The sequence below is a fragment of the Candidatus Neomarinimicrobiota bacterium genome (genome assembly GCA_036476315.1).
GTDB lineage: Bacteria > Fidelibacterota > Marinisomatia > Marinisomatales > S15-B10 > JAZGBI01.
Genome location: JAZGBI010000061.1, coordinates 1 through 24835, shown reverse-complemented (window position 1 = coordinate 24835; position 24835 = coordinate 1). Strand labels below are relative to the sequence as shown.

22 protein-coding genes and 3 tRNA genes are annotated in these 24835 nt (G+C 50.6%); 5 read left to right on the top strand and 20 right to left on the bottom strand.

All coding sequences use genetic code 11. From position 1 onward, the window contains the following. Positions 1-34: 34 nt before the first annotated feature. The 3 genes from V3U24_05860 to V3U24_05850 all read right to left on the bottom strand — a co-directional run bounded on the left by V3U24_05860 (position 35) and on the right by V3U24_05850 (position 1081). Positions 35-292 (bottom strand): GIY-YIG nuclease family protein, encoded by a 258-nt coding sequence (locus V3U24_05860; GenBank protein MEE9166967.1) that lies wholly within the window; start codon positions 290-292, stop codon positions 35-37. Between the two features lies 1 nt (position 293). Then, positions 294-376: transfer RNA gene (locus V3U24_05855), tRNA-Ser, on the bottom strand. A gap of 614 nt (positions 377-990) precedes the next feature. After that, a tRNA-Ser gene (locus tag V3U24_05850) sits at positions 991-1081 on the bottom strand. Between the two features lie 492 nt (positions 1082-1573). Here V3U24_05850 and V3U24_05845 point away from each other — a divergent pair. Beyond that, on the top strand, positions 1574-2092 hold the full coding sequence (locus tag V3U24_05845) for a shikimate kinase (protein MEE9166966.1): 519 nt from the start codon (positions 1574-1576) through the stop codon (positions 2090-2092). 26 nt (positions 2093-2118) lie between these two features. On the opposite strand, the gene murA is transcribed toward V3U24_05845, so the two are convergent. The 11 genes from murA to V3U24_05790 form a co-directional block, all read right to left on the bottom strand. Further along, complete coding sequence (murA, locus tag V3U24_05840) at positions 2119-3372, bottom strand: UDP-N-acetylglucosamine 1-carboxyvinyltransferase (protein ID MEE9166965.1); 1254 nt, start codon at positions 3370-3372, stop codon at positions 2119-2121. Between the two features lie 22 nt (positions 3373-3394). Then, complete coding sequence (locus tag V3U24_05835; protein MEE9166964.1) at positions 3395-3754, bottom strand: VanZ family protein; 360 nt, start codon at positions 3752-3754, stop codon at positions 3395-3397. Continuing rightward, positions 3741-5276 carry an NAD(P)H-hydrate dehydratase gene (locus V3U24_05830; protein MEE9166963.1) on the bottom strand — a complete coding sequence of 512 codons (1536 nt, stop codon included), beginning with the start codon at positions 5274-5276 and terminating at the stop codon, positions 3741-3743. The genes V3U24_05835 and V3U24_05830 overlap by 14 nt, the downstream gene beginning before the upstream one ends. Further along, positions 5273-5644, bottom strand: coding sequence for a holo-ACP synthase (gene acpS / locus V3U24_05825; protein MEE9166962.1), 372 nt, complete (start codon positions 5642-5644; stop codon positions 5273-5275). Before acpS ends, V3U24_05830 begins: the two co-directional genes overlap by 4 nt. Further along, positions 5634-6317, bottom strand: a complete 684-nt coding sequence (locus tag V3U24_05820) for an HAD-IA family hydrolase (GenBank protein ID MEE9166961.1) — start codon at positions 6315-6317, stop codon at positions 5634-5636. The genes acpS and V3U24_05820 overlap by 11 nt, the downstream gene beginning before the upstream one ends. An 86-nt stretch (positions 6318-6403) precedes the next feature. Continuing rightward, entirely contained in the window at positions 6404-7756 is a 1353-nt protein-coding gene (locus tag V3U24_05815) for a tetratricopeptide repeat protein (GenBank protein ID MEE9166960.1), read from the bottom strand. Positions 7757-7774: 18 nt separating this feature from the next. Continuing rightward, a tRNA-Leu gene (locus V3U24_05810) sits at positions 7775-7858 on the bottom strand. Positions 7859-7880: 22 nt separating this feature from the next. Next, complete coding sequence (gene secG / locus V3U24_05805; protein MEE9166959.1) at positions 7881-8210, bottom strand: preprotein translocase subunit SecG; 330 nt, start codon at positions 8208-8210, stop codon at positions 7881-7883. After that, the gene (gene tpiA / locus V3U24_05800) at positions 8211-8990 is read right to left on the bottom strand and encodes a triose-phosphate isomerase (protein ID MEE9166958.1); all 780 of its coding nucleotides are present in this window, start codon (positions 8988-8990) and stop codon (positions 8211-8213) included. It abuts the gene before it with no gap. Beyond that, complete coding sequence (locus tag V3U24_05795; GenBank protein ID MEE9166957.1) at positions 8990-10177, bottom strand: phosphoglycerate kinase; 1188 nt, start codon at positions 10175-10177, stop codon at positions 8990-8992. Before V3U24_05795 ends, tpiA begins: the two co-directional genes overlap by 1 nt. A gap of 4 nt (positions 10178-10181) precedes the next feature. Continuing rightward, positions 10182-10886, bottom strand: a complete 705-nt coding sequence (locus tag V3U24_05790; GenBank protein MEE9166956.1) for a hypothetical protein — start codon at positions 10884-10886, stop codon at positions 10182-10184. A 237-nt stretch (positions 10887-11123) separates the two neighbouring features. Here V3U24_05790 and gdhA point away from each other — a divergent pair, with 237 nt between their 5' ends. Next, on the top strand, positions 11124-12461 hold the full coding sequence (gene gdhA / locus V3U24_05785) for an NADP-specific glutamate dehydrogenase (protein ID MEE9166955.1): 1338 nt from the start codon (positions 11124-11126) through the stop codon (positions 12459-12461). A 9-nt stretch (positions 12462-12470) separates the two neighbouring features. On the opposite strand, the gene V3U24_05780 is transcribed toward gdhA, so the two are convergent. The 5 genes from V3U24_05780 to V3U24_05760 form a co-directional block, all read right to left on the bottom strand. Next, positions 12471-15458: a PEP/pyruvate-binding domain-containing protein gene (locus V3U24_05780; protein ID MEE9166954.1), complete on the bottom strand. Its 2988-nt coding sequence runs from the start codon at positions 15456-15458 to the stop codon at positions 12471-12473. A 113-nt stretch (positions 15459-15571) separates the two neighbouring features. Next, entirely contained in the window at positions 15572-19102 is a 3531-nt protein-coding gene (smc, locus tag V3U24_05775; protein ID MEE9166953.1) for a chromosome segregation protein SMC, read from the bottom strand. Positions 19103-19503: 401 nt separating this feature from the next. Next, positions 19504-19848 carry a histidine triad nucleotide-binding protein gene (locus tag V3U24_05770; GenBank protein MEE9166952.1) on the bottom strand — a complete coding sequence of 115 codons (345 nt, stop codon included), beginning with the start codon at positions 19846-19848 and terminating at the stop codon, positions 19504-19506. After that, positions 19845-20585, bottom strand: a complete 741-nt coding sequence (locus V3U24_05765) for an RsmE family RNA methyltransferase (GenBank protein MEE9166951.1) — start codon at positions 20583-20585, stop codon at positions 19845-19847. The genes V3U24_05770 and V3U24_05765 overlap by 4 nt, the downstream gene beginning before the upstream one ends. Next, complete coding sequence (locus V3U24_05760) at positions 20582-21226, bottom strand: hypothetical protein (protein ID MEE9166950.1); 645 nt, start codon at positions 21224-21226, stop codon at positions 20582-20584. Before V3U24_05760 ends, V3U24_05765 begins: the two co-directional genes overlap by 4 nt. Positions 21227-21286: 60 nt before the next feature. Between V3U24_05760 and V3U24_05755 the strand changes: the two genes are divergently transcribed. From V3U24_05755 to V3U24_05745, 3 genes are all read left to right on the top strand, one after another. Beyond that, the gene (locus V3U24_05755; protein ID MEE9166949.1) at positions 21287-21526 is read left to right on the top strand and encodes a hypothetical protein; all 240 of its coding nucleotides are present in this window, start codon (positions 21287-21289) and stop codon (positions 21524-21526) included. Positions 21527-21625: 99 nt separating this feature from the next. Then, positions 21626-21973 carry a hypothetical protein gene (locus V3U24_05750; GenBank protein ID MEE9166948.1) on the top strand — a complete coding sequence of 116 codons (348 nt, stop codon included), beginning with the start codon at positions 21626-21628 and terminating at the stop codon, positions 21971-21973. 111 nt (positions 21974-22084) lie between these two features. Beyond that, positions 22085-22537 (top strand): carboxypeptidase-like regulatory domain-containing protein, encoded by a 453-nt coding sequence (locus tag V3U24_05745; protein MEE9166947.1) that lies wholly within the window; start codon positions 22085-22087, stop codon positions 22535-22537. A gap of 246 nt (positions 22538-22783) precedes the next feature. Here V3U24_05745 and acs read toward each other — a convergent pair whose 3' ends face one another. After that, entirely contained in the window at positions 22784-24817 is a 2034-nt protein-coding gene (gene acs / locus V3U24_05740; GenBank protein MEE9166946.1) for an acetate--CoA ligase, read from the bottom strand. Between the last annotated feature and the right edge of the window lie 18 nt (positions 24818-24835).

Genomic DNA, 24835 nt, shown 5'->3' with positions numbered 1-24835 from the left:
ACAATGGGGCAGCCTTCTCTTGAGGGCTCGGTTTTCACCAAACACCCAGCTTCAACAGTCTTTCTTTTAGGACAGCCTTACCCTTTGCCGTTTTGTAAAACATTTCCCTGCGATATGCCTGGCTGCGAGTGGGATACGTTTCCTTGTGAATTAACTCAAGGGGACGATATCCCTTGGTAGAACGGACTTTCCCTCTGTTGTGAGACGTCATGCGTTCCGACGGATCACGGCAGCTGCCGATGTAATGCCAGTTCCGTGCCGACTGACTCTTAAGAACATATACGTAGTACAAGCGGAGGCGGAGGGACTCGAACCCCCAAACCCGTTAGGGCGCCGGTTTTCAAGACCGGTGCATTACCAATTATGCTACGCCTCCAGAGAAACGAAACACTCCACTCTGGCGCCGGTTTTTCCTCTGGACTGTTGAGTCCAGAGGATCCTGTGGACAAGACCGGTGCATTACCAAAGGACCCTGCGGGCAACCACTCTGCCACACCTCCTCCTGAACAAGTTTCAAGAACCAAGTTCCAAGAACCAAGAGCCAAGTTCCAAGATAAAAGTAAAAAGTCGAAACGTAGTGGAGATCCCACCAAGGCGGGGATAAAAGTTGACCAAAGTTGAGCAAAGCTGAGCAAAGCGAAATCCCGCCTGCCTGTCCCGACGTATATCGGGGATTATTTCGGGGGCGCCCTCTCGGGGCGAAACTCCGATTCACATCGGGAAACCAATTATCAAGGATCAAATAGCGAGAATCCAGTCACCAGTTAACCAATTAACCAGTCAACCAGTTACCAGTAGCCAGTTGGCAGATGGCAGTCCCGAAGGCTCGGGATCTCCGCTGCGCTCCGATTGGCAGTCGACAGTACCCAGTGGCGGTGGTAGCATCCGTCACCAGTTAACCAATTAACCAGTTACCAATAAACAGTTCCTATTCAATTATTAATATTCAATAGTCAATAATCAATTGATCTCACGCATCGCGTAGAGATGCGGAGGGGGAGGGATTCGAACCCTCGTTCCGGATACTATCCGAAAACCCACTTAGCAGGCGGGCGCCTTCAGCCGACTCGGCCACCCCTCCAATCTGGATCCCATCTCAAAAGCCTGGGAAACTTACCCCGAATTTGAAAACCTTCCAAGATTATGGGAAACCCGGACTGACACCGTGACGCGGCGTGCAGAAGTGTGAGACATGTCCAAGAGATTCGTGGGTTCTCTATCAATTTGTTTTAGCCGCCTGAACTATTCATCACCCACTAAAGCACCTCCAAGGGAGTTCCTATGGAACAAGAAACAAACTCTCCAACATTAATAGCTGATTTATTTTCAAACTCTAATTTCCTTAACACCAAATGTCTACTCTCTCGTGTTACTAACTCCTGTATTTTCAAATAGCTTTGTGCCCTTGTGTTTTTTCCAAAAGGGACTCCTACGGAGGTGGTGAATCTCAAGATCCTGTGAATAATGTAGGTTAGCACTTATTTGTTTTCAACGATAAAGTACGTATTATTGATACAGAGCCGTTGACACCGTTTCAAAGTGAAATGTCGCCTCCGGGCTGCGGAACTCTCTTTTGCAAAAGGTAGTTAGAAACGTCTACTTGGTCGGAATGACCGGCGTTGGGAAAACGACCGTCGGGAAAATCCTATCCAATAATCTCAAGTGGGCTTTCGTAGATGTCAATGAGACCATAGAAGCGATCTACGGAAGGAGCCAGAAAGAGATCTTCGACAGTTTTGGAGAGGATTCATTTCGAAAAATGGAAATGACCGTGCTTCAGGAGTTGTCCCAGGGAGAACACCAAGTGTTTGCCTGTAACTGTGATGCAGTTCTCGATGAAAGAAAACTGCTCACCATGAAGCGGACGGGTATTACCATTTGGCTGGACGCTCCGTTCCAGGACATTTTGGAGAGAATTGGCGAGATGGAAAAACCAGGCTTCCCCGGACGTGACACCTCGCAAACCATCCAGCAAATGGTCAAATCCCGGGAAGGCTACTACAAGCAGGCGGATGTTCACGTCGCCACACACGAGAGTCCGCCCGAATTGACGGCGCAGAAAATCCTGCAACTACTCCGCCAAATTGAGTAGAGTGAGGTCCCGTTGCCAGCATAAGGTTATTCCGCCTCACGCCAGATTTCAGCCCCCAAGTTCTTGAGCTTCTTCTCAATTCCTTCATATCCACGGTCTATGTGATAGACCCGGGATATCTCCGTTCTTCCCTTTGCCACCAATGCCGCCAGAATCAGCGAAGCACTGCCGCGGATATCCGTTGACATGACGGGAGCCCCGAGGAGCTTTCTTCGGCCCGTCACTTTCGCGGTATTTCCACTCAGTGAAATCTTTGCCCCCAAACGGACAAGCTCACCGACGTGAGTAAAACGGTCGTGGTAAATCGTATCTGTGATCGCCGACGTTCCATCTGCCTGAGTCATGAGGACCATCCACTGAGCTTGGACATCGGTGGGAAATCCGGGATAAACCGCCGTCCTGACACTCACGGGGTTGGTGAAATTCTCCCTTTTAATGGTCACGGAATCGCCAGAAACAGTTACGCTGTTTCCCGCTTCCCTCAACATGTCCAGCACCACACCTAGATGTTCCGGATTCACGCGGATCACGGTTATTTCCTTCCCTGCGAGAGCACCTGCTATAAGCATGGTGGCCGCCTCGATTCTGTCAGGAATCACCTCAAAATCAACCGACCGCAATTCTTTAACTCCCTCAATGCTCAGTTTGGACGTTCCCATCCCCGATATACTCGCCCCCATCTTGTTAAGAAATTCACATAGACAGACGATTTCCGGTTCCCTGGCTGCATTCTTGATAACCGTTTCCCCTTCTGCTCTCACAGCAGCCATAACTGCATTCCCTGTTGCCCCCACTGATGGGACATCGAAAGAGATGGTGTTCCCTTTTAGCCGTTTGGCCTTCGCCACCACGTATCCCCCGTCAAGACTTATTTCCGCACCCAACGACTCCATCGCGGAAACGTGAAAATCCACCGGACGGGGACCCCAGGCACATCCTCCCGGCAGTGAGACCCTTGCATGGCCGAATCTTGAAAGAAGGGGACCGAGAACATAGAAAGATGCTCTCATGGTTTTTACAAGTTCATACGGAGCTTCCGGATTGCGGCAGTTCGCGGTGTCAATTTCCATCTCTCCATTCTCATACGTCGATTCAGCGCCAATGATGCTGAGCAGTTTCATCATGGTGCGCGTATCACGCAGATCGGGCACACGCTTGATTCGATACCTGCCGGGGGCCAACACCGTGGCTGCGATCACCGGCAAAACGGCATTTTTTGCCCCACCAATCTCAACGCTGCCACTGAGCTGCCGCTCACCCAATACCACGAGTCTATCCATCTATCGTATTATCTCCTCATCCTCAGGGTCCTTCCCGTCGAGCCATCAAAACCCGGCCTGTGACCACGCCAAGGGCTACACCCGCTGAATCAGCAGCCCAGTCAAGGAAGCTTGCCGATCTGTACACCAGGAACTTCTGCCAGGTTTCATCAAATGCACCGAACAGCATGCCGCCTGCGATTGCCATAGAAAAAACGGTCCACTGTCCGCCAAGCAAAGCATGTAGTAGCAGCCATCCCAGGATTGAGTATTCCAGAACGTGCAGAAGCTTATCCCATCCCGTGAGTTTCAGGTTAGTGATATTCTCTATTGGGATCGATGAAGCGGAAAGGATCATAATACAGTAACCTAGAACAAGCAGCCTGTATTTAGCCGTGCTCATAAGCTGAAATCACGGACGGCAGTGCCTTGAGTAGATCACCTGCAATCATTCCCCTGTAGCCGTGGGAATCCTTGAGAAAATCGGCTGCCCTGCCGTGAATGAAAACACCAAGCTGCGCGGCCATGTATGCAGATATCCCCTGGGCAAGAAATCCAGCAATTACTCCCGTCAAAACATCTCCGCTTCCTCCCGTGGCAAGTCCCTGATGACCTGACTTATTCGCCATAACCGATAGACCGTCGGAGATCAGGGTGGGCGCCCCCTTTAGCACCATCACCCCGCCGATCTTCCGGGCTGACTCGTGGACAAAACTGAACGGATCAATCAGGATCTCCTCTTTGCTTACACCGAAAAGGGCGGAAGCTTCTCCATAGTGGGGAGTGATGACGAACGGGGCTTTCATCGCCCTGAACGCATCCAGATCGCCATGGAATACTTTCAGGGCATCGGCATCAATGACAAAAGGGCGTGAGACCGTTTCAAATAACGCTCTGGCAAACTGCTGGACAGCGGGTAGTGTCCCGATGCCCGGACCGATGGCGACAACATCACACCACTCGAGCTGGACTTGCAGGTGGTCCAGTGAATCGGAGTCGTAATGTCCCGTTCCGCCATCAGGTATGGGGGCGGTAATGACTTCTGTCAGTTTCGATTCGTAGATCGCATTGATGGACTCGGGAACGCCAGCGATGACGAGTCCGGCTCCGGATCTCAGGGCACCTTCGGATGCAAGACATCCAGCTCCCGTGAATCCTTTTGATCCCGCAAGAATCAGAACCTTTCCCTGCCGGTGTTTATAGGTGTCGACAGGCGGCTTGGTCAGCAGTGTCTGAGCGAGCGACTCCTCTATCAACGCCTTTTCGATCTCAACCGCCTGGAACGCTTCCTCAGGATATCCGATATCCGCCACAGTTAACTCACCTGACATAGAAGCGCCGGGATTCATGACGAGACCCTGTTTGAGAAATCCCATTGTGACAGTAGCCTCTGACCTGACGGCGGTTCCGAGAATCTGACCGCTATCTGAAGAGATGCCAGAGGGAATGTCGATGGCCAGAACCGGGGTTTCCAATTTGTTGATACTGTCTATCCAACCGGCGGCTTCCGGCCTGACCTCACCCTTAACCCCTGTCCCCAATAGAGCGTCGATTACGAGGTCGTGATTGGAAAGGTCTGCATCACCAGCGTCCACTTTGTACTGAACGGGTAGCTTGTGCTGTACACACCCGTCATGATAGGTGCGGGCTTCCCCGGTTATTTCTTTTTCGGATACGGTAGAAAGGATCGATACGTCCACGTTAAAATCCCTCAGCCTCAGAGCCGCTGCGTATCCATCTCCGCCGTTGTTACCTTTCCCGCAGATAATGATCACACGGTTTCGTCCCATCTCCAGCAACATTTTCTTTGCCTTTTCGGCTACGGCAAGACCCGCCCTCCCCATAAGTGCCTCTCCTGAAACGCCCAGGTGGGTCATCGTATGATCGTCAACAAGACGGGCTTCTCGGGAAGTCAGGATTTTCACTGTGTTTCGGCAATGACCACGGCCGTTGCCAGGCTGGTGGTATGAGAGATGGAGAGCTGAAAACGATAGGTTTGCGAGAGCGTACCCCGGAGTTTCACCATGGGAGGTCCGTTCTCAGCGCGATGAATTTCTATGAGTTTCACCGGAATTGATTCCGGTTCACCGAGCGCCAAAAGGGCCTTTTTCGCCGCTTCTTTGGCGGCAAATCTTCCTGCAAGGTGAATGTATGGATTGGCGCGCGACTCACACCATTGAACCTCTTGTTCAGTAAAAACGTGTTGAAAGAAACGATTGCCGTGTCGAACGCTCAACTCACGGATGCGATCAACTTCGACAATATCCGTTCCGACTGCGTAATTATTCCTCATTCAAGGACTTGACGATGCCCACAACTTCATAGATATTGTCTACATCCCAGTTGGCACCCGAATCATCGGTGACAGAGGTATCCCCATACCGCGCGTAAACGGTCCGAATTCCCAGCTTGGATGCTCCCACGACATCCCGCTCCGGCCAGTCTCCAACCATGAGGACCTCGTCGGCGTCAAGGTGCAGCTCCTTCAAGACAAGCCGGAATCCTTTCGCAGATGGTTTTCGTTCCCCGATATCATCGAATGTTAGCACAAGATCGAAGAGATGGTGAAGGTTTAGATAGTAAATGCGGAGCCAGGCCTCACGGGTTGGTGCATCGGAAATGACGACAAGTTTTACGCGCATTTTCGCCAGGGCAACAAGAGTCCGCAGCACGTTCGGATAAAGCATCAATGAAGCCTCCCGGGCGCGGCGATACGCAACGATTCCCGCCGCCAGGTATTTGTGATTCACATGTCCTGAATTCTCCCGGAGAAAATCATCGAAGACTTCCTGATTCTCCCACCCTTTTGTCTTATACAGACCGATAATGTCCTCGAAAGCCTGTTCCGGATCGACATCAAGTCCCGCCTCCAGCATGGCTGACACCGCGGCAGAGACGGCACTCTTTTTCATCTTGATAAAATCGAGGAGTGTGTTGTCAAGATCGAAGATTACGGCGCGAATCATGGTAGGAAAGGATGAAGAGAGAAGCCCATTCCTTGTACAGATCTAAAGCGAAAACAGGTGTTCAATCCACCCCTGGAGTGTGAGATCTAACGGTCCTCGTACCTCTCAGGGTGTTGAAGCTTGTCGATTTCGTACTCGGCGGGCTTTCGCCAGGATCGATCTCTTCTCGCTTTTTCAAAGGCATTCAGCGCCGCCGCTTTGTTGCCCAGGCATGCTTCTGCCACCCCCAAATCGAAAAGTGCAGGGGAGTAACCTTCTTTCGCATCCAGGGCCGATAGTGCCGCTTCCTTTGCGAACTCGCACTGTCCAAGGGCGTTGTGAGACTGAGCCAGTAATGACCATGCAGCCGGTTTCTTGCTATCCAAAGCCGTGGCGGTGGTTAACGTATTCACAGCCTCATCGAAGGACTTCCGGGCGACATAGATTTTTCCCAGATCCACGTAGGCCTTTGAATATGTGGGATCAGCCTGAATCGCCATTTCATAAGCTTTCTCCGCCGATGCATAATCGCCTTGTTTTAGATAAACCGCTCCCTTTTGCGCATGCGCTTTGGCATGGGTTGGATCGGCCTCTGTGGCACTGTCGAGAGCCTCAATAGCCTTATCGAAGTCTCCATTTCTCTGGAGGGCCAGACCCAGGGCAAACCACCCCTTCGCAAACGAAGGATCCACCGTCACTGCCTTCTCATAATGTTTCAAAGCCGCTTCGTATTCACCCAGTCTCGTGCTCAAGAATCCCAGTTGAAAGTGAGCTCGTGAATACTCCGGATTCAGTTCGAGAACCTTCTCGTAATTCTCTGCCGCACCCTCGTAGTTCCCTCTCCTCAGAGAGACATTACCCTCATTGTAGATTCTGTCAGCAATACCTTTCAACGCCTTTGCTGGCTTGTCGTAAGACGGATCCTCGCGGCTGGCCTCACGGAAATATCTGGCCGCTTCCAATGCGTCATCGTCCCGCAAACTAGCTATCCCCATGTGATACAAGGCCATGGGTGATACTTCGGGGAACTCTGACCTCACATCTTCGAATTTGCTGATAGCGACATACGGCTTTCCACCATTCAGAGACCGCATGGCCTCAGCCATCGCCGATGCAATCTGGTTAACTCTGTCGAATTTGAGGCGATATTCCTCGTTGTTTTGATCGAGCTCAATCGCAGTTGTGAGATTTTCCCTGGCCTTGTCAAAATCGTACTTCCTGAAATAGATCTCGCTCAGAACATAGTAGGACTCCGGGATTGTGGGGTCGATCCTGATAGCATTCAACAATGCTGTTTCAGCAGAGTCAAGCTGGCCCTGTTCAAACCACTTCTTCCCCTCCTCCAACCCCTGTGCTGGATTTGCTCCCCAAGCAAACGGCAGGCAGGCGCAAAGGAGCACCAACATCTGTTTCTTCACCATTTTCTCCGTTTCACACTTTTCTCTCGTGAAAACTCTCATCCACCCCGTATTCATACGTGCCGAAGGCGGGACTTGAACCCGCACGGGATTGCTCCCACTACCCCCTCAAGATAGCGTGTCTACCAGTTCCACCACTTCGGCAAGTCCCTTGACCCAACCTCAGTTACTGATTCTTTTGAGGCAGAGAGAGAGGAACGGGCAGTTCATACGCAGGTGACTCCATCTGGTCTTCCGCTCTCTGCCTTACGATAGAGTCAGAATCCGAGGGTACACTCATGAGACTTATGAAAATGGCAAGCACCATGAATGTAAAAGCGAGACCAACCGTCACCTTACTCAAAAAGCTTCCGGCTCCGCGGCCCCCAAAAATTGCCGTCGACGTAGTCCCCCCGAAAGTTCCTGAAAGTCCACCCCCCTTGCTCGCTTGCATGAGAATGACGACAACCAGTAGAACGCTGGTTACCACATGCAGAAAAACAAGAAATCCGTACAGCTATGTCCCATTTTTATGGCAGGCCTGGACGGCCCGTATTATCTTTATGAAGCTATCTACGGTGAGGCTCGCCCCGCCTACGAGAAAACCATCAACTCCTTCTACCTCCATCAATTCACCGGCGTTGTCCGGATTGACGCTCCCCCCATATATGATTCTCTGTGAACCGGCAACCGCTGGAAATCGATGCGCCACCAGTTTCCGAACATTGCCATGAGCTTCCTGAACCTGGGCTGGCGTTGCATTCACCCCGGTCCCGATAGCCCACACAGGCTCGTAGGCCACAATCGCCCGGTCCATGTCCTCATGGGAAAGGGTCTCCATTACGGGCCCAAGCTGTCGTCTCAGCACTGAAAGCGTCTCTCCGTTCCTGCGCTCCTGGAGAGTTTCCCCGATACAGATGATGGGAGAGAGATCATGGTCCAGGGCAGATCGGATCTTCCTGACAATCTCTTCGTCCATCTCCCCAAAAATGTGACGCCTTTCCGAATGCCCTAAAATGACCCAGCCGGCACCGGACGATTTTATCATTCGGGGAGAGATCTCACCCGTATAAGCACCATCGTGAGCCCAGTGCATGTTCTGGGCACCCACTTCAACCTCGCCGTTTTCGAGAGATTCGCCAATGAGAAGGAGCGAAGTGTACGGAACGCATAATATAATATCAACCCCTTCCAGGTCCAAACCCTTAATCCCGAGTTCATCGACGTACGCCCTCCCCTCCTGAGGCGTTTTGTACATCTTCCAGTTTGCTGCGACAACCGGTCTTCTCTGTTTCATCACCCAACCTCTAATGTTTCAAATGCTGGTAGTTCTTTTCCGGACATAAGTTCCAGGAAGGCGCCACCTCCCGTGGAAATGTGCGACATTTTTTCGGAGAGACCCAGTTCCCTTATGGCGGCCGCCGTATCCCCTCCCCCAATGATGGAAATACCTCCCCGTCCTGCAACCTCTGCTATGGATAACGCCAAAGCCCGCGTCCCCTTCCTGAATTGTGGGAGTTCAAATATCCCCATGGGACCGTTCCATACAACCGTTCCACTGCCGCGAATGACTTCGCGATACTCCTCAATTGTCCTGCTTCCTATGTCCACTCCCGTTTCATTCTCGACCAGTTCGCCAATATTCTTTTCACCATCCAAAAGACCTGAGCTAACCTCCCGGGAGAAAGCGATGTCCCGGGGAAGATAAAAGGGGACGCCGAGCTTCTCAGATTTTGAAAGGATGGCACCTGACGTGCCAACGAGTTCTTTTTCCACAAGAGATTTCCCCACTGAAAATCCTCTGGCCTTCAGGAAAGTGAACGCCATACCTCCCCCGACTATGATACAGTCGGCCTTTCGGAGAAACCTGCTGATAACACTGAGCTTGGTACGGACCTTTGCACCGCCCAGAACCATCACAAGTGGCCGTCTGGGATCTTTTAGTACCTGGTGAAGATATCTGTACTCCCTCTCCATCAAGAATCCCATCGCTTTCTGGCTAAAATGGTGGGTCACACCAACATTCGACGCATGAGCACGATGCGCAGTGCCGAACGCGTCGTTGACATAGACCATTCCATGCTTTGACAATCTTTGACTGAACTTCTCGTCATTGCGGGTTTCATCTTCGTAGAAGCGGAGGTTTTCCAGAAGATGAACCTCTCCAGGTAGGAGGTCTCGTGAGACGGAAATCGCCTCGTCCGAGATGCAATCGTCAGAGAACTTGAGAGGCTTTTCCATGAGATCGGAAAGCGCTTCACCAACGGGAAGCAGACTGAGCTCCGGCACTCGCCTGCCATGGGGTCGACCCAGGTGTGACATGAGAACGATGGAGCATCCCCGTTCCAGGCAGTAATTAATGGTTGGAAGAGAGGCGCGAATCCGAAAATCGTCCGAAACCATTCCGTCCCTCAAAGGGACGTTGAAATCTACTCTCATCAACACACGCTGTTTCTTCATCTGAAGCGACCCTACGGACTGCATGATCTCACCCGCCTGCCTTCTCATTCTTGGTGAAATGGACCGGCGGCGTGCCCGCGGTAAGAACGGCCACAAAACTTGCCCCTTTCCTCCGGAGTGCCTTCGCACATTCGGAGAGGGTGGCACCGGATGTCAATACGTCGTCGACGATGAGAAATCGACGGTGCGGTGCCAGATCTCCCACTGCAAATGCTCCTGCCATATTCTCACGTCTATCATCAATGGAAAGCTCCGTTTGCGACTTCGTATTCCTGACTCGTTTCACTAGGCGAGGCTCATAAGGAATTTGGAGATGACCGGCGACCGTCCTGCCTATCAGGTCACTCTGATTGAAGCTCCTCTCCCGCCCTTTTGCCGGGTAGAGAGGAACAGGAACCATAACGTCCGGATTCAATTCCCGGATGACGCCTTTGAACATATCAGCCAGTCTCCCTCCGATCTCCCCCCCAAGGGCTCTCTGCTCGTGGTACTTAAGACCGTAAATTATCTTTTCCAGAAGATCGCTCATAAACCATCCCGTGAGCGCACAGTCAATATTCTCATGATAAGTGACCGCATCTCTCCAATTACCCAGATTGGAGGGTTGAAGCGTGAACCAACATGACCCGCATATTACCTTCTCGAAAGGATCGAGGCGCCGTCCGCACGATTTGCAGTAGGGTGGATATAGGAGATCCAGAAGACCCCAATAGAGGCTCCGGGCGAGGTGCAAGCTTAGTTGTCCTGCTGATCCCAGTCGAGACACCCTTTCAGACTACGTGGAAATCCGAACCCAGACTGTTCAGTCCGGGAATCAAGTTCGTGCTTGCCGGAAATAAGGACTTTGGGGACAAAAAATCAACACTTGAAATAGTTGTTGGGCGTAATTTTAGATGTTGACAAACGTCTCCAGACCAACCATGCCTAATGTACGAAAACTTTCCAATCAAAATGCGGGAGGATAGTCAAGATGGTCTCTTCAGTTGACGATTTTATGGACAAGGTTGTGACGAAGAATCCCGGGGAAAAGGAGTTTCATCAGGCGGTTCACGAAGTCATAGAATCTCTCTGGTCCTTTCTCCAGGAAAATCCACATTACGTTCAGGCCAAGATATTGGAGAGGATAGTCGAGCCCGAACGGGTGGTCATGTTTCGGGTGCCGTGGAGGAACGACCGCGGCGAAATTGAGATTAACCGTGGCTTTCGGGTGGAGTTTAGTTCCGCCATCGGTCCTTACAAAGGGGGACTCCGGTTCCACCCGTCTGTTAATCTCTCGATTCTCAAGTTTCTCGGGTTTGAACAGATCTTCAAAAACAGTCTCACGACGCTTCCCATGGGGGGTGGCAAAGGTGGTTCCGATTTCGACCCCAAGGGGAAATCAGGCAACGAAGTCATGAGTTTTTGCCATTCTTTCATGATTGAACTCCAGAGACATATCGGTGCGTCAACGGATATTCCAGCAGGTGACATCGGTGTGGGAGCGAGGGAAATCGGGTTCCTGTTCGGTCAGTACAAGCGCATCAAAAACGAATACACCGGCGTCCTCACTGGAAAAGCGCTCAATTGGGGGGGGAGTCTGATTCGACCTGAGGCCACGGGCTACGGTGCCGTCTATTTTGCCGAAGAAATGATGGGGACCCGGGGTGATTCCTTCAAGGGAAAGTCCGTTGCCATTTCCGGTTCTGGAAATGTGGCCCAGTACGCCGCGGAAAAAGTACTCCGGTTGGACGGTAAGCCTGTAACCCTCTCAGATTCCAACGGAGCAATCTACGATCCAGATGGTATCGATACCAAGAAACTAGAGTTTGTCATGGAGTTGAAAAATGTGAAACGGGACCGCATTAAGGAATATGCAAAGGAATACGGTTGCGAGTACTGGGAAGGCGAACGGCCGTGGAAAGCCAAATGCGATGTGGCGCTGCCTTGTGCAACAGAGAACGAGATAAACAAGGAAGAAGCACAGATGCTGGTGGATAACGGATGCTTCTGTGTCTCCGAAGGCGCGAACATGCCCAGCGAACCTGAGGCTGTCGATGTTTTCCACGATCGCAAGATTCTCTTCGGCGTGGGCAAGGCCGCAAATGCGGGTGGTGTGGCAGTTTCCGGACTTGAAATGAGTCAGAACAAGATGGGGATTCAGTGGTCAAGGAATGAGGTGGACAAAAAACTCAAGACCATCATGAGAAATATCCACAAACAGTGCGTAACGTACGGCGAAGAGGATGGATATGTGAATTACGTCAAGGGGGCGAACATCGCAGGCTTCATCAAGGTGGCCGACGCAATGCTCGATCAGGGAGTCGTGTAGTAATTCCCCCTAGGAATTCCCGTCATTTCCCTTAGAGATCTGATCACGGGCGTGAGGCTTCGCCACGACCGCGTCCCCGGATCTCCCATCAATCCAGATAGACAACGGTTCATCGAGTCTGACCCATTTCACAAAAGGGGAGTCACGATAAGGGGGGAGACTCTCCAGCCATTCCCAGTCCACGAAGTCACGCCGGTCTCTATACCCGATCGTCAAGTATCCAAGATTGAAACTCGTTACATTCTGGAAAAAATGGCCTCCAAAAGAAGGATCTATCCTGAGATCCTTGCTGCCCACTTCGATGATCACTTTTGACCGGGAAATCTGCCCCCATCCTACCGGAATCCCCAGCCATGGATCTGCGCTTCCCCACCGGCCTGGACCGATGAGGAGATATCTTCTTCCCGAGGGCATTTCCTTGTTGAAATCCCCGACCTGGCTCGCCATAGTCCGGGACTTCCCCGGGTCGAAGACTTCAGGCCTCACATAAATGATATCCTCAATGTCTTCGATGAACCCGTTGCCCAGTGCGAGTGCACTTTGGCACACCAGTTGATCCCTGCTTAATGTTTCAATGTTGATCTCCTGATGGAGGGTATCCACCGCCATGGGGCGAATTTGCAGAAGACAAAACTCCGGTTTTCTTTCAGGATCCTTGAAAATATTGCAGGCGAACTCGAATTCCACTGCACACCCCAGGGCCTGATAACCCATTTTGAGCAACTCCCTGAGAATTCCGGCAAGGGGATAAGAGTTCATTTTCAGGACGTTCGCGAAAGTAACGAGTCGGGCACCCTTGTAACGCAGGGAATCCCTCACGATGTTGTCCTCGGAAGTCAGGACACTGCCTACATGCCGAAGGGAGCCGTCTTCCTCGGCCTCCTTCAAAGCATATTTTACTATGTTCCCTTCCTCGATGCCATCGAGAATGGAATCGTCTTTGTTGAGATCCAATGCATAAAACTCCCGCTGAGAATTCTCCAACATCACTTCTGGAGAGTAGAATTGAGGAAGAATCGAAGGATACTCTGGTGAAAAACAGAGTACTCTTCCTCCCTCTGTGATCATCTTTCCCAGACCCAGGGCGGTGTAGGCAATCCCCTCCTCCCTCTTCATGTAGGATACAGGGTAATAGTTCAAACTTCTGGTCATACCGCTGAAGGTGGGATAGAAGCGGGACCCATATGTCTGGCCCACCAGTTCCTGGACGATAACAGCCATTTTTTCATCTTCCAGACGGTGGCCAGAAGCATCGACTGTCGATTTCGCCTCCTCGGAGAAGGTGGAGGCATAGACGAGCTTAATCGCATTGCACAAATTTTCGAGTCGGGAGGATAGAGATTTGGATGAGTTTGAGAGCATGTAAGTACCATATATACCTGCCAGAGAATGGTATTGCATGTCCTCCAAGAGACCCGACGATCTGACGGCGATGGGAGTCTTGATATCTTTCAGATACGATTTGAGAAATTTCGTCAATTCCTTTGACAGATTGGCCGCAAGGAATCTTTTCCTCAGTTCCTCTGGGTCTGAAGTCTGGAGAGCAAAATCCAGCAGATCGTCGTTCCGAAGAAAATCTTCAAATTCATCGGTCCCTATGGCAACAACCCTGGGAATGTGAATCTCCACATCGGGAAATCGCTTGTTCAAATTCTCCTCACTAACCAGTGAATTTGCGAATGCCAATCCCCTCGCCTTTCCGCCCAGGGAACCCCCTCTGACTCTCAAAAAGGTCGCGGTCGGATCGATGGAGGCATAGGTATAATCCACGACCCTTCCTGCATGCCGGACTGACCTCGTTGTGTCGATCGCCTCAATCAGATAGGCCCGAAGATCATCCGGAGTGTCAAAATCCGATACTTCCACATGACGCATTCTGGATGCTATCCAGAATTCCCCTCTGGCAGCGAGCCAGTTGGAAAAATGGTTCTTCGTCGCGTGTGAAATGATCGACGCCTCAGGAGCGGATGCTAGACACCCCTCCAGCTCCAGTAGTGTGGACGCCCGGGCAGCTTCTTCTCCACTCTCATAACGGAACACAAAATCACCGAAACCAAAATTCTCACGGACAAAATCTCCGAGATCCTGTAACATGGTTCTTGACCTTTTGTTCAAGAACTCTGCATCCAGTTCTCTAACTTTCAATTCAGCATCAGCGTGTGTCGACTGGATCAGGAACGGCAGATGCTCATCTCTTTCTCTTACCCACTTTGCCAACTCAAAACCGGCGTTGTCATCAAGCTTTCCGTCCCGGGGGAATCTCACATCTGAAATGATTCCAAGAAGATTGTCCTTACAGATTTCCACATTTTCTTGTGCCTCTTCGAAGGTGCTCGAGAGAAGAATCTTCGGTCTGGCCCGGAGACGGAGCAGCCGGTGCGTATCGTTCAAACTCTTGTCCATCAACTTCCGGGTGAGATAGAGAACTTCGGAATATATCCGGGGGAGAATAATGGAGTAGTAGCGCGGGTTGTCCTCCACGACAATGATGACCCGAACATCACCTTTCTCAATATCCCGAACCACGTTCAGTTTGTCTTCCACGTACTTTATGATGACGGGGAAAACATTCGAGTTCCCACTCCAGACAAACACCTTATCGATGGCCTCCTCATGCAGCTGCGATTGAAGAGGAAGCAGTTCAGACGTGTCGTAAATAAGGAGGACCACAGGAATACGGGGATACTTTTCTTTGACTTTAGTTCCAAAAGTGACGGGATCCATATCGGGAATTCTGAGAAGGGTTATGACAAGGTCAAACTTGCGTTCAGAGAGCAGCGTCATTGCCACACCCGCTGTCGATGCCCTCCACACCCGGGGGGCATAGCTCAAATTCATGCCAAGATATTCCGTCAAGATCTGCTCCGTGAGACGACCATCCTCCTCGAGTATGTAAGCGTCGTAAGGACTTGACACCAGAAGGATTTCATGAACCCGGTAGAGCATTAGGTCATGGTATTGCAATCGCTGGACGGTTTCGGCTTTAGATCGACTCATTGCTCATTGTATACACTGGAAGCCGCTAAGTTCACGAAGATATTGGGGTCGAGGTGATGGAGCATTTATCTGTTCGTGCGTTCGAGAGCGAAGATTGTCCTGGATATGGTACGTCAGTCAAATTTGACGGAGACAATCTTGGATACGCCCGACTGCTCCATCGTCACTCCATAAAGGTGAGAGGCCGACTCCATGGTCAGCTTGTTATGTGTCACGATGATGAATTGAGTTTCCTCGGAAAATTTTTGCAGCACGCGGATGAATCTGTCAACGTTGTTGTCATCCAGAGGAGCGTCCACCTCGTCCAGAATACAAAAGGGGCTCGGTTTCACCTGGTAAATGGAAAACAGGAGGGCTATGGCCGTCAATGCTTTCTCACCGGATGAAAGGGCACGCAGATTGTGCGTTCTTTTCCCCGGAGGCTTGGCCATAATGACAATATTGGCTTCCAGGGGATCATCGTCTCCACCCGCGAGAGCCAGATCCCCATCGCCTCCCTCGAAGAAGAGGCGGAATGTCTTCTGGTAGTTCTTTCGGATCCGGCTGAAGGTCTCCTTGAACTGGCTTCTCGCTGTGGCGTCGATACGGTTCATGGACTCCAGCAGGCTCCCTTCTGAATCTTCCAGATCCTTTCGCTGTTTCATGAGAAAATCAAGACGGTCTCCCTCTTCCTCACACTCCTCCCTGACAGCCATATTGATGGGACCGATTCGCTCTATGCTCCCTCTGATCCGTTCAATCTCCAGGGATAATTCGTCTCCGGTAGCTTTCACATCCATTACGTTGGGGATCTCAGTCTGGAATTTCTCACGGATCCTGTTCTCGATGAGATCGTTCTGGCTCTCATAATCCGCAGTCTGAAGCTCAGCCCGCTTCATCTCATCATGAACCCTTTCTCGCTCCCTCTGGCGATTTCGCAGCTCAGTCTGCAGATCATCGATCCGTTCACGGACTCCCTCCACCGACTGTTCCTTGAGATCTTTAATTGCCACTTCCTTTCGGTATTGAGCGGTAACCTTCTTGAGCGACAATTCTGCCGTCTTCGATTCTGACTTCAGCTCCTCCCCTTGAGTTTCTAACTGCTCAACTTCATCAGTTAGTTCCACTCCCGCCTTTTTCAATTCCTCAACACTCGCGCCAGATGCCTGAATCTTGTAGCCCAGATTGTCCCGTTCGTTCTCCAGATTGATCAGCTCAAATCGAACATCCTGGACTGAACTATTCTCCTCCTCTCTTCTTTCCTTGATCTGATCAAGTTCTGACTTTATCTGGGCGATCTTCTCCTGGTAGTTCTTCTGCTTCTCTTCTCCTTCCCCAATCTTGGGAAGATTCCGGTCCAGATTTTTCTCAAGCTGAAGAATCTCCTCCCGCGTCTTGACGATTTGATGGGTTGTACTTTGAAACGATTCCACCTTTTGAGAGATGGAGTACTCGTTGCGAGTGATTTTCTTTTCGGTCTCAGCAAGTTCATCGATGAGACCGCCAAGATTGACTGAGAGTTGATGATGCCGGCTCTCGTATTCAGAAAGTCTCCCATCAAGTTTCTTCAGCTCTTCCCGTATCGAATTCCCCTCTTCAACGAGTGCGCCAATTTTCTCGTCGAGCTGCGTGATTTTTTCTTTACGACCTAACAAACCCGCTTCTTCCTGACCGTTAATGCTCGTTACCATTCCCGACCTGTCGTAGAATCGCCCCTGAAGGTCCGCTATACTACCCTCGAACCCCCCTGCCTTCCAGAGAGCTCTTGCTGCTGTCGAATCCTCCACAAAAACAACATCATGCAACACAGTTTGTATGAGGGGTACGATTCTTTTCTCGGAGTTCACCAGGTCCACTGCATAACCTACTACACCAGCTAACTTTGGGAGCGCCCCTTTCCTGGGTCTCCCGGGCTTCAGTGCGTCCAGAGGAATTATGGTGATCTTTCCCTTTTTTTCTTCACTAAGCTCATCGATGATCTGAAGTGCTTGTTCCCGTTTCTCACAAACAAGGGAATACGCCACGGAGCCCAGCGCTGCGGAAATCGCCAGATTGTACTTCTCATCCAGTTCGATGAGGTCAGCCAGGGTTCCCAACACCTCTGGAAAATCTTTCAGGCGGCCTAAGATATGCCGAACCCCGGACGGGTATCCTTCTTTACTTTCTATAAGTTCTCTGAAGAATTGAAGCTGGGACTCGAGACTCTCCACCTGACTCGCAATTCGGTGGAACTTAAGGGTCGAGTCGTGACGACTCGATCGAAGATTGACGATTTTCCCATCCAACTCGTTGAGTTGCTTTCGATCGGAAGAAATAGCCTTTTCAATTCTCGCCCTTTCCTTCTTCTGCTTGCTCTGACTTTGCTCCAATTCCTTCCGTTGGGATTTGAATTCCTCGGCTTCGGATTCCAGGTTCTTCAGGAGAGTTTGCTTCTCCACAAGAATTTCCTGGGTTCGTCCTTGAAGCCCCAGCACGGATTCCAGTTTCCTTAAGTGTTCCAGCTGACGAGAATTCAGATAGTCCAGTTTACCTTCGGCCTCGAGATGCTTGTCCTCGATTAGCCTGAGTTCCTCTTTCCTCCGCTCGTATTCTGATCGTTTTGCCTCGATCCTGGGTTCGAGGGCCTCCTTCTCAACCTTCAACTCTTCCATATTGAATTCGAGGGACTGAATCTTTTTCCTGTTTTCTTTGCCCTCAATATCGAGCCGCTCAATGGTTCTCGAGGTGGATCTGGCCTTCTCTCCCAACACAAGTATCTGGCTGGACAGATCCTCCTTCTCAGCGGACAGACCGTCGAGTTTTTCCTGAAGCTCCTTCAATTCTTCCTGCTGTTTCCGGTAGGTCTTCTTCATCCCCTCTAGGTCATTATCCCGTTTCTCTTCCTCTTTCTCGTTCGTGAGCAGCTCCTTCTGAAGTTTTTCTATTTTCCCCCTGAGCGGATCAAGGAGCCTTGCAGTTTTCTTCCGGCGAAGATAGGCAAGTTGTATCTCCCGCTTCTCGAGTCTTTCTGCCAGTTTGGCATGGCGGTCATACCGTTTCAGCTGAAGCTTCAACGAATGGACCTTGTTCTCGACTTCACCCACGATGTCGTTCACACGGTCCAAATCCACACTCGTCGCCTCGAGCTTGCGAAGCGTGGATTTGCGCTGCAGCTTGTACTTGTTAATTCCCGCCGCTTCCTCAAACATCTTCCGTCGATCTTCCGCACCCTCACTGAGAATGTCCTCAATCATTTTCAGCTCAATCACGGAATAGGCATCCGCCCCCATCCCCGTGTCTATGAAAAGATTCTGGATATCCTTCAACCGGCATGGGGTTCGATTGATCATGTACTGGCTCTCGCCGCTCCTGAATGACCTGCGGGCGATCTCAACATCCGTATATTCCACGGGAAGCATGCCCTTGTTGTTATGGACAATCAGACTCACCTCACAAAAATTGAGCGGTTTCTTGGAATCGGAACCGTTGAAAATGAAGTCGTCGATTTTCGATCCGCGCAGCATCCGGTATTTTTGTTCACCGAGAACCCATCTCACCGCATCCACGATGTTGGTTTTTCCGCACCCGTTGGGTCCCACAACACCCGTGATCCCTTCACCAAACCCAAGCCGTACCTTTTTGGCGAACGACTTGAAACCGTGAATGGCTATTTCTGAGATGTACATGTTAGACTAGCGCGTGAGATTAATTGATTATTGACTATTGATAATTGATTATTGACTATTGATAATTGATTAATGAAAAATGGATTCATGGAGAGATGTTCCGTAGGAACTCCTTTGACCCGTAGGATCTCCTGCGGAGGAGGATAAATGATACGTCACTGACCGCCGTAATGGAATGTAGGCGGGATTCGTAATTCGTCGTGCGTGAGGTGTGATCTGACTGCCAACTGCCATCTGCCAACTGCATACTATTTGTCCTCTACTTGGATCTTGGTTCTTGGTTCTTGCTTCTTGCCTGCCCCGTAGGGAAGAATGACCGTACGGGGGTTCTTCCTGCCAACTGTTGGAGCGCAGCGGAAATCCCGCCTGGGCGGGGCTGACTGGCGACTGCCGACTGCCAACTAACCAGGTGGCCATGACATTCTTCGACCGCCTAGAACGTGCAAGTGAATGTGAAAGACTGCCTGACCCGCATCGGCGTTGCAGTTCATCACAGTACGATAGCCCGATTCCGCAATTCCAGTCTCAGAAGCTAGCATCTTTGCAGCAAGGAAGAGTTCTCCAACAAGAGTTGTATCCCCCTTCGTAAGATCGTTAAGCGTGGAAATATGCTTTCTGGGAATGATCAGAATATGATGCGGCGCCTGGGGATTAATGTCTTTGAAGGCAACAAGAGAATCGGTCTCATGAACAATATCGGCAGAAACCTCTCCATCGGCGATTCTACAGAAAAGACAATCCTTCACGTGGGCCTCCCGTCTGAGAAGTGGATGCCACAGACTGCAAGGAGTGCCACTGCCGCCGTTTCAGATCTTAACCTCCGGGGCCCCAGGGAAACTCTGGTTAGATCGTTCTTTGTAATCACCTTCAATTCTTCTTCGTGATAACCCCCTTCCGGTCCCACAGTCAACCAGATATCTCCCAATTCTTTCCGCTGGTTTCCAAGCCATTCCCGGAAAGGAATACTCGTAACGGAATTATCCGCGACCGCCGCGCATTTGCTCTTGAGGCGGAAACACCACTCAGAAAACGGCATCGGTTCCATTATCGCGGGGACATGACCCCTTCCACACTGTTTTGTTGCGCTCTCAGCGATCTTTTCGAATCTTTCCCGCCGGAATCCCTTTTTCACATTGTGCTTCATGGTCAATGGCGTCATGGAATAGACACCCAGTTCCGTCCCCTTTTCCACCACCGTATCCATGTTTGCTCCTTTGAGGATACCTGTGCCCAGGTGGAGCCTTGGCAGAGATTCGTGGTAGTTCTCCCTCGTTTCAAGGATCCGGCCCGATACGACCCCCGTTTCGATGGTCTCGATCGATGCCCTGTGGGCGCTGCCGGTGAGATCGAGAAGAAAAACTTCATCACCGACTCCCAGTCTTGCCACCCGGCACAGGTGATGAGCTTCAGTGCCGTCAAGCGTAAAACACTTCCCGTTGGTATTCCGCGATGAAATGACAAAGTGGTGGCGTTCGGAGGTCACGGATTTCGCTTTTTCCCAATCATAAACTTGATAATCATACCGCTGTAATCCCTCTCTTCGTCGACCGTTCGACCCATGGGTAGAAAATCATACCCTATGACGATGCTGAAAATAGAGGTCCGGCGTACCAGGAAATCCAAACCAACTCCTGAGAAAGCTCCGCCACTGAACATGGTGTGCAGATGCTTCCACTGCTCCACAAAGCCGACGCGTTCGGGTAAGTCGAGAATGATGGTGGGACCGGCGATGAACATCACAAATGGGCTGAAATTGTTCGCAATCTGACCAGCAAATGCATGGTATTTCACTCCCCCGAAAACGGGCAGCAGGAACAGGTTCTTGGTGTTTGCCTTGTAGAAGGTACCTGTGTACCAGTCGTAAACGGGGAATTCAGCATCTCCGGCTATATCCACAACGCGTCCCTGAACGAAGAACTGGATCTTGTTTTTGACAGCAAACGAATAAAACCCTCCCAGAGCCGACCCGTGGCTCTCCGACTCGAGGGAAAAACCATAGGAAGCGTCGTATAGTCCATAACCCATGGGCGCTTGCGAAAACGCAAATGTAGCCGCGAAGAAAATTGGAAAGAGAGCCGAGAGGTTACCGGGCAAATTGCCCCAAGGTCGAAAAACTGTGTTCACGCCAAACAATTTATCACATGGAGCTCATTCGATCAAAACAATTTCCCGACGAGAATCTGGATGAAAGCACCTGGAAAGGATTGCAGCGTTACGGGAAGTCGGCGTCTTGATTACGTTCAAGGGGACGAAATGGAGCTGACCTTCCCTTTCCCATCGGACTGCTCCTCAAATAGCACCACTCCGTACACAATCGATCTCTTTGACAAAAAAGTGAAGGAAAGATTCGTGTGTCAACCCCAGACTATCGATATTGGCATGCACCTCAGGCGTTTTGTCAGTTCTTTACCTGTTTTGACTTAGGCGACCAAATGTTGGCCTGGACCGTTAGTCTGTGGTACCGTTTGCAAAAGTAGATTATGTAACATAGGTTGAGCGAGCGGCCAGGCCCGGCAAATCAATATGAAGAAACTGTTGGCAGTTCTATTGGTGGTTCCCATATGGGCACAAGACTCGCCCCGGGACAGCTCTCAAATTGAGGATTCTTGGCTCGGTTTTGACAAAATCCAGCACGTCGCGGTCAGTTTCTCCTGGATGTTGAGTTTCCAGTACGTTGCCGTAAACAAGCTCGAGATTGACGAACAAGAGGCTTTCCCCATATCTCTCGCGGGAACCGCTTTAATGGGATTGACCAAAGAGATTTACGACTGGAAAAACCCAAAGAACCATTTCAGTAAACGTGATTTGGTTGCCAACGCAGTGGGTTTATTTCTCGCCTCTGCGGTTGTACTCACAGAGGCGAGAAAATAGCGGAGGAATTAGACGCCCTGTTAAGAATATGATGTTTTCTACGTTTTATCGTTAACTTCATATGCGGGGATTTTTTCCTTACCCTCTAACAGGAATAAAGGAGGACGAACAGTGAGAATACGTTCAGCAAATGACGTGATGGCTTCACCCCTTCCGATGTTACTATGCATCTTCTTGATCTGTGTTTCCGCCTGCAACGTAAAGGAAGAGTTGGAGGAACTGGTCGTCACCCTGGCAGGCAATGTATCCCACGAGGGAGAACCCGTTTCAGGAGTCCTAACGCTGCTTGTAGAAGGTACGGATGTATCCGATGGATTAGACCTTGCCAATGCGAGTGTCAGTGACAGCAATGGCGACTATCTGATTATTGGCGTCAAGCCAGGAGACTATTATGTTCTGGCCGTGGATGATACCGATGATAACTTTGAGTTCGATTCTGACTCAGACAGGCTTGGATTCTATGGGATCGATCCAAATACGGAAGACTCTCAACCTGACAAGATTACTGTCTCTGATCAAGACGTTTCGGGGGCCGACATTGTATACCTGTATACACTCCCATAGAGGTCACCGTTCAGCAGGAAAGATCTTCAAAATCCACCAGAACTGGACTTAACTCATAATCATCAACAAAAGTGTATCCCGAAAACGGGTATATTTGACTATTCTTGACCTTGTTTGACCAAATCAATGAACCGCCAAATTGACTTTCGTCAATATCTGTGAATACTAGAAACCCGTCGAGAAAGACGGGTTCTTTCCGATCTGATATGGAGCCCCATCAGATGTCCGGGTCAATTCCAGCGATCGTCACTCTTGAACCATGGTTCGAATTTTCTCCACAACTTCAGGGTTGGCCAGTGTGGTCACATCACCAATATCTAATCGATTCGACGTGGCGGCCAGGACACGACGCATTATTTTCCCAGAGCGAGTCTTCGGCATATCGGGGACGATATAAACGTGCCGTGGTCTCGCGATCTTTCCGATCGTTGTCTCGATGGACTTCGTGACGGAATTCTGTATTTCTTTGCTGGGCTCGTAACCTGGTTTAAGAGAGACATAAACATCAGGTACCCGACCCTTTATCTCATCTCTCAGGGGCACAACCGATGCCTCCGCTATCTCTTCGACGGCAAGGCAGGCACTCTCCAGCTCTTTTGTGCCGAGTCGATGTCCTGCGACATTGATGACATCATCGATTCTCCCCAAGATTCGATAGTATCCATCTTCGGCAAGAAGAGCAGCGTCACCTGCGAAATAAGGCCAGTCTCGCCAGTCCTTACTATCCTTATTCTTACAATACTTTTCATAGTATTCTGAAATGTATCGGTCGGGATCGCCCCAGATCGTCTGAAAAATCCCCGGCCACGGATTTCTGATGCATATATTCCCTGCTTTACCATCTCCTGCTTCGATTTCCCTTCCTTTCTCATCATAAATTACCGGGTGGATACCTGGCATTCCGGGACCAGCGCTGCCTGGTTTCATGGGCTTGAGGGCTGGCAGGGTGCTGCAGAGAAACCCTCCGTTCTCCGTCTGCCACCACGTATCAACAATGACTGCTTCACCTTTACCGACGACTTCGTAATACCATTTCCAAACTTTCGGTTCTATGGGTTCCCCCACGGTTGTCATGTGCTTAAAGTGATAATTATATTTCTTGGGTTCATCCGGACCGGTTTTTCTTAGCATTCGTATGGTCGTTGGCGCGGTATGGAATATGTTTACATCAAGCTGTTCGGCGATTCTCCAGGCTCGCCCGGCATCCGGGCAGGTGGGTACCCCTTCGTACACAACTGTTGTGGCAGCGAGGGCCAGCGGACCATAAACAATATAGGAATGCCCCGTGATCCACCCTATGTCGGCCATGCACCAATAAACATCATCTGGATGAATGTCCTGGACATACTTTGATGTCCCCGCAACATAGGCCAGATATCCTCCCGTACTATGCTGACAGCCCTTCGGTTTTCCTGTCGAGCCGCTCGTGTACATGATAAACAGAGGATCCTCAGCCAGCATCGGTACCGGGTCGACTTTTTGGCGGGAATACTCCTTTAGCACCTCATCCAGGAAGTAGTCACGTCCTTTTACCATGGGTGACTTGGAGACATACTTCCCGGGATAACGTCTCCAGACGAGGATTTTGTCGACAGTTTGACCTCCCTTTTCCGCTGTCTCCAAGGCAAAGTCAGCCTGGATCTTATGATCGAGCAGTTTACCATTCCGGTAGTATCCGTCGATGGTGATCAACGTTCGACTCCCAGAGTCTGCGATTCTTTCACCACATGCCTTGCCACTAAATCCTCCGTACACCATCGAATGAATGACACCCAGTCTGGCGCAAGCGAGCATGGTGATGGGGAGTTCCGGAACCATGGGCATATGCAGCGTGACTCTATCGCCAGCCTTAAGTCCGGCAAAGTCTCTAAGGAGTGCCGCCATCTCATTTACCCTTATGTAGAGTTCCTGATACGTCACCGCCACGTGATGTTCATTCTCCGGTTCAGGTACATAAATAATCGCGGCTTTGTTCTTGTACTTTTCCAGGTGTCGATCGACACAGTTGTAACTTGCATTTATTTTGCCACCCACAAACCATTTCCAGAAGGGCGCGTCACTTGAATCGAGCATGGTATGCCAGGGCTCATACCAAGTGAGCATGTCGGCATATTCCTTGAAGCAGTCGGGAAAATTTTCCAAACTGAATCGCTCGTAGATATCCGGGTCAGTCACGTTGGCCTGGCCTACAAATCGCTCGGATGGACTGATATAGTCTTCTTCTTGCCAGTGAACTGCGATTTCCGCTTCAGTAACGTCCAGGATTTCCTTTTGACTCATGATGCATCATCCTCCCTG

What these genes read in the sequence shown, in the direction of transcription:
- murA (MEE9166965.1), bottom strand. Translation starts at nt 3,372, where the DNA reads ATGGATAGACTCGTGGTATTGGGTGAGCGGCAGCTCAGTGGCAGCGTT.
- V3U24_05835 (MEE9166964.1), bottom strand. Translation starts at nt 3,754, where the DNA reads ATGAGCACGGCTAAATACAGGCTGCTTGTTCTAGGTTACTGTATTATG.
- acpS (MEE9166962.1), bottom strand. Translation starts at nt 5,644, where the DNA reads ATGAGGAATAATTACGCAGTCGGAACGGATATTGTCGAAGTTGATCGC.
- V3U24_05820 (MEE9166961.1), bottom strand. Translation starts at nt 6,317, where the DNA reads ATGATTCGCGCCGTAATCTTCGATCTTGACAACACACTCCTCGATTTT.
- V3U24_05815 (MEE9166960.1), bottom strand. Translation starts at nt 7,756, where the DNA reads ATGAGAGTTTTCACGAGAGAAAAGTGTGAAACGGAGAAAATGGTGAAG.
- tpiA (MEE9166958.1), bottom strand. Translation starts at nt 8,990, where the DNA reads ATGAAACAGAGAAGACCGGTTGTCGCAGCAAACTGGAAGATGTACAAA.
- V3U24_05795 (MEE9166957.1), bottom strand. Translation starts at nt 10,177, where the DNA reads ATGCAGTCCGTAGGGTCGCTTCAGATGAAGAAACAGCGTGTGTTGATG.
- gdhA (MEE9166955.1), top strand. Translation starts at nt 11,124, where the DNA reads ATGGTCTCTTCAGTTGACGATTTTATGGACAAGGTTGTGACGAAGAAT.
- V3U24_05780 (MEE9166954.1), bottom strand. Translation starts at nt 15,458, where the DNA reads ATGAGTCGATCTAAAGCCGAAACCGTCCAGCGATTGCAATACCATGAC.
- smc (MEE9166953.1), bottom strand. Translation starts at nt 19,102, where the DNA reads ATGTACATCTCAGAAATAGCCATTCACGGTTTCAAGTCGTTCGCCAAA.
- V3U24_05755 (MEE9166949.1), top strand. Translation starts at nt 21,287, where the DNA reads ATGAAAGCACCTGGAAAGGATTGCAGCGTTACGGGAAGTCGGCGTCTT.
- V3U24_05750 (MEE9166948.1), top strand. Translation starts at nt 21,626, where the DNA reads ATGAAGAAACTGTTGGCAGTTCTATTGGTGGTTCCCATATGGGCACAA.
- acs (MEE9166946.1), bottom strand. Translation starts at nt 24,817, where the DNA reads ATGAGTCAAAAGGAAATCCTGGACGTTACTGAAGCGGAAATCGCAGTT.